1 protein-coding gene is annotated in these 579 nt (G+C 31.8%); it reads right to left on the minus strand.

Annotated features, from left to right (window positions below; all coding sequences use genetic code 11):
- Window positions 1–129 precede the first annotated feature (129 nt).
- Window positions 130–528, minus strand: coding sequence for a GNAT family N-acetyltransferase (locus tag FEK29_RS17820; RefSeq protein WP_138259790.1), 399 nt, complete (start codon window positions 526–528; stop codon window positions 130–132).
- Between the last annotated feature and the right edge of the window lie 51 nt (window positions 529–579).

The following is a 579-nucleotide window of genomic DNA, read 5'->3' on the forward strand; positions in this document are numbered from 1 at the left end:
AACGGTCTCGTATAACCGTCAGTTACGGGTTTTAAGTTACTATTTTTCGGTTAAGCACCCACGCTCGCAATTCCGAGTGGATTCGGACATAGTCGAATCCGCCGTAATTGCGGTTATACATTGTTAGCTTTAGTGCTTAATTGATTTTTTCATAGTGATAGTGTTCGCTTTATTAAATCCAAACTTTTTATAAAACTGCTCCAAATCGGGTTTTGTATTTAAAAATATTTCGTCAATCCCATTTAATTGTTTTAATATATTTTCAACAATTATTTTTCCAAGTCCTTTTTTTCGATAATCATTGTCAACAATTATGTCATCTACTAAAGCACGATAAATTCCATCAGATATTGCTCTTCCAAATCCAATCAGTTCTGAATTTTTACGAATTGTTACGAAAACATTCACGTTATTTAACATTCTTCTTATGTTTTGGCTTTTTCGTTCAGAAGCCCATGTTGTCTGTGAAAAAAGATTTTCTAATTCTTTTTCAGTAGGTAACTCTATTGTATTGATTTCAAATTCCATAATTTAAATCCAATTTTGAATTCTGAGTTCGTTTCTCGCATTAAAGCTAAC

Origin of the sequence: Maribacter aurantiacus (assembly GCF_005780245.1) — a bacterium.
GTDB classification, from domain to species: Bacteria; Bacteroidota; Bacteroidia; order Flavobacteriales; family Flavobacteriaceae; genus Maribacter; species Maribacter flavus.